The sequence below is a fragment of the Roseovarius halophilus (ex Wu et al. 2025) genome (assembly GCF_047086965.1).
On sequence record NZ_JBKOTX010000344.1, the window covers coordinates 1 to 3588 of the forward strand.

Genomic DNA, 3588 nt, shown 5'->3' on the forward strand with positions numbered 1-3588 from the left:
GCGTGGCGCCGCACCCGGCGCCGCGAGGCCCTCCAGCGGGATCAGCGCGGGGTAGGGCGCGCGGCGCGCATCCTCGTCCACGGTCTCGTCAAGCTCCGGGAAGCGGGCACAGGACGCCGCCAGCGCCAGAACGGCGGCGGCCAGTAAAACGGCGGTGCGATGTTCCATGCGCGTCTGTACCCCGGCAACAGGCCCGCCGGGCGGGCCCGAGGCCTGTTTGCCACTCACGGGCAGGGAAGGGCAAGCCGGACTTTTATATGAACGCGCGTTCAGATAACGTCCGCGCATGGCAAGAACCCAAGGGTCACATTCCGGCATCACCGGTCCGCGCGTGCGCGCGGCGGCGCTGCGCCTGTTCGCCCGCCACGGCTATGCGGCGGTGTCGATGCGCCAGATCGCGGCCGAGGTGGGCGTGCAGGCCGGGGCGCTCTACAACTACACGCCCGACAAGCAGACACTGCTTTTCGACCTGATGCGCCGGCATCTCGAGGAATTGCTGTCCGAATGGCGGGCGGCGGACCTGCCGGATGCCCCGCCCGCCGCGCTGGAGCGGTTCACGCGCTTTCACCTGCGCTTCCATGCCGAACGGCCGGACGAGGTGTTCATCGCCTACATGGAATTGCGCAACCTCACCCCCGAGAATTTCGAGGTGATCGAGGGCCTGCGCCGCGCCTACGAGACCTGCCTTGCCGACATCCTGCGGCGCGGCACCGCGCGGGGCGAGTTCGACGTCGAGGAGCCGCGTATCGCCGCCATGGCGCTGATCGCGATGCTGACAGGGGTGAACACGTGGTTCCGCGCCGGCGGCCGGCTGTCGCTGCCCGAGGTCGAGGAAGTCTACTGGGCCATGGTGCGCAAATCGGTGGCGACCTGACGGAGCCGGCGTCCGGTTTCCCCTCCCGACACGGGTGAGCGCGCAGCCGGGCCGGGCAGGCACTCGGATGCCCGGCTGGCGTCGCCCGTGTCCCCGCGCAAGGACCCTGCCGTCGGCGCGCGCGGAACCGCGGCGGGGACCCGACCCGGCAACCAGAGAGCCACGGCCTGATCCTTCCCCTTGCGGAAACGTCGCGCGTCGGCCGGCCCCCCGGCCCGGGCCACGACGCGCATCGGTGGCAGCCCCGGCACCCCGGAAAATAACGTATTTTCCGGGCCGTTTTCCGTGCGGAAAACGCGCCGGCGGCCCTCAGCCGTTGCGGATGAAGGTGCCGTTTCGCAGCTCCGACACGGCCTGGCGCAACTCGTCGTGCGTGTTCATCACGATCGGCCCGTGCCACGCCACGGGTTCGGCGATCGGCGCGCCCGACACCAGCAGGAAGCGCACGCCCTGCGGCCCGGCGCGGACCGTCACCGCGTCGCCGGTGCCGAACCGCACCAGCGTGCGGTCCCCCGACATGTCGCGGATCGCCACCTCCTGCCCGGCGACCTCCTTTTCCAGCAGCACGCCTGTCGGGGCGGCGGCGTCCGCGAACGCGCCGGCGCCTTCGAACACGTAGGCGAAGCTGCGGCGGTAGGTATCGACGGGCAGTGTCGTCGTCACGTCGGCCGGGACGCTCACGTCGAGGTACTGCGGCTCGGCCGCGATCCCGTCCACCGGGCCTGTCCGGCCCCGGAAGGTCCCGACGATCACGCGCACCGCGGTGCCGTCATCGTCGATCACCGTGGGGATCTCCGCGCCCGGCACGTCCTGGTAGCGCGGGGCCGTCATCTTGAGCGTCGACGGCAGGTTCGCCCACAGCTGGAACCCGTGCATCTGCCCGGTGGCATTTCCCTGCGGCATCTCCTGGTGCAGGATACCCGACCCGGCGGTCATCCATTGCACGTCGCCCGCGCCCAGCCGGCCGGCATTGCCGAGGCTGTCGGCATGGTCCACGCTGCCCGACAGCACGTAGGTGATCGTCTCGATCCCGCGGTGGGGGTGCCACGGAAACCCCTGCGCATACCGGGCCGGGTCGTCGTTGCGGAAATCGTCGAACAGCAGGAACGGATCGAGCTCCGACGGGTCATCGAACCCGAAGGCACGATGCAGGTGAACGCCGGCCCCCTCCATGGTGGGGCGGGCTTGGCGGGTTTCGAGAACTGGCCTGAGGGACATGGGCACTCTCCTTTCAACCTTCAGGATAGGCCCGCCGGGCCCCGCCCGCCACGGGCGGCGAGGTGCGCCGGGCCACAGGCCCTGTGCGCGCCGCCGCCGTCCGCGCGGCGCATTCCCCGCCCCACGGCGTCTTTGCCCTCGCCCCCGGCGGCGGTTCGGGGTATGGCGGGCCGAAACCACCGCGAGGGAGGCGCGCATGACGGAATCCGAGGTTCTGGCCGTTGTCCGGGCATCGCCCGGCCGGCGCCTTTTCGGGGTGGCGGCGATGGCCGTGCTGGGCGCGCTGCTGCTCTACATGGGGCTCACGCGCAGTTTTTCGCATCCGGGCTGGCCGGTGGCGCTGGTGCTGGGGGGGCTTGGCACGCTCTGGCTGGGGCACGCGATGTACCGGGCCACCGCGCACCGGATCGAACTCACCGAAAACGAACTGCGCAGCAGCGACGGCACGCTGATCGCCCTCACGGCCGAGATCGAGGCGGTCGAGCGCGGTGTCTTTGCCTTCAAGCCGTCCAACGGATTCCTCCTGCGGCTGAGCGCGGCGCGTCCCAGACGCTGGCAGCCGGGGCTGTGGTGGCGGATCGGGCGGCGCGTGGGCATCGGCGGCATGACCCCCGGCAGCCAGACCCGCGTGATGGCCGATATCATCGCCACCATGATCGCCACGCGCTGACCCGCGCCGCCCCGACCGGGGCAAGTTGACGCAAGGCAGGTCCAGTCGCCGCGTTGCCGCGTATCTCAATTAGGAGGTAAGCATGACCTATGTGACGACAGACAAACCGCTTTTGATCGTCGAGGACGACGACGCGCTGCGCACCCGGCTGGAAACGGCGATGCGCAAACGCGGTTTCCGCTGCATCAGCGCGGCGACCCTTGACGAGGCGCGCGCCGCCATGGCGGCGGATCCGCCGGGCTACGCGGTGGTGGACCTGCACCTGCACGACGGCTCCGGGCTCGAGGTCATCGACGCGCTCAAGCGCGATCACAGCGGCGCCCGTGCGATCGTGCTGACAGGGTACGGCAACACCGCGACGGCGGTGGCCGCGGTCAAGCTGGGCGCGGTGGATTACCTCGCCAAACCGGCCACCGCCGACGAGATCACCGACGCGCTGATGCATACCGAGGGGCTGCACCCGCCCGCCCCGGTCAAGCCCATCCCGCCGGCCGAAGCGCAGCGCGCCCATATCGAGCGGTTCCTGCACCGCACCGACGCCAACATCACCAAGACGGCACGGTTGCTCAACATGCACCGCCGGACGTTGCAGCGCATCCTCAGGCGCGGCCGGAGTGCCCGGTCATGACGGGGCAGGCCGACGACGCCGCGCCCCTGACCGTCTACTATGACGGCGGCTGTCCGCTCTGCCGGGCCGAGATCGGCCACTACGCCGCGCAGGACGGCGCCGAGGCGATCCACTTCGTCGACCTGGCCGCGCCGGGCGGCGACCCGGGGCCGGAGCTGACGCGCGAGGCGGCACTGGCGCGGTTCCATGTCAGGCTGC

5 protein-coding genes are annotated in these 3588 nt (G+C 70.9%); 4 read left to right on the plus strand and 1 reads right to left on the minus strand.

What is annotated here, in order from left to right; translation table 11 throughout:
* Positions 1–286 precede the first annotated feature (286 nt).
* Positions 287–874: a TetR/AcrR family transcriptional regulator gene (locus ACH107_RS31020; protein WP_412509526.1), complete on the plus strand. Its 588-nt coding sequence runs from the start codon at positions 287–289 to the stop codon at positions 872–874.
* 309 nt (positions 875–1183) lie between these two features.
* Here the strand turns inward: ACH107_RS31020 and ACH107_RS31025 are convergent, their stop codons facing one another.
* Positions 1184–2092 (minus strand): pirin family protein, encoded by a 909-nt coding sequence (locus ACH107_RS31025; protein WP_412509527.1) that lies wholly within the window; start codon positions 2090–2092, stop codon positions 1184–1186.
* Between the two features lie 196 nt (positions 2093–2288).
* Between ACH107_RS31025 and ACH107_RS31030 the strand changes: the two genes are divergently transcribed.
* From ACH107_RS31030 to ACH107_RS31040, 3 genes are all read left to right on the plus strand, one after another.
* The gene (locus tag ACH107_RS31030) at positions 2289–2762 is read left to right on the plus strand and encodes a hypothetical protein (RefSeq protein ID WP_412509528.1); all 474 of its coding nucleotides are present in this window, start codon (positions 2289–2291) and stop codon (positions 2760–2762) included.
* 82 nt (positions 2763–2844) lie between these two features.
* Entirely contained in the window at positions 2845–3390 is a 546-nt protein-coding gene (locus ACH107_RS31035) for a response regulator transcription factor (protein ID WP_412509529.1), read from the plus strand.
* A partial coding sequence (locus ACH107_RS31040; RefSeq protein WP_412509530.1) for a thiol-disulfide oxidoreductase DCC family protein occupies positions 3387–3588 on the plus strand: 202 nt, incomplete at its 3' end. The genes ACH107_RS31035 and ACH107_RS31040, both read left to right, overlap by 4 nt.